Consider the following 282-nt stretch of genomic DNA (forward strand, 5'->3'; position numbering starts at 1 on the left):
TTGCCCCGTTCTGTTTCCGAATTGCCTGATAGTAGAATTCCACGCTTTCCAGTACGTTCTCAAATTTCAACTGCTTCGCAAATTCATCAAAAAGGATAATTCCTTTCTCGGCACGATTTTTCCAAATGGTTCGTTGGATAGCGGATTTAATCAGCTTAAGCATTACTGAAAGAACTTCCTTGTTATCCTTTACTTCATCAAGCTCAAAAACAATCAATCTTTTATCTTCAATTTTATAGGTCTGGTCCTCGCTAATCTCAAAAAGGAAACTGTACAGGCCAT

At 37.9% G+C, this 282-nt stretch carries 1 protein-coding gene; it reads right to left on the minus strand.

Going from position 1 to position 282, the window contains the following annotated elements; all coding sequences use genetic code 11:
* A partial coding sequence (locus HC176_RS19340; RefSeq protein ID WP_483414768.1) for a TraG/VirB4 family ATPase occupies positions 1 to 282 on the minus strand: 282 nt, incomplete at both ends.

It is taken from the genome of Tamlana crocina, from assembly GCF_012037625.1.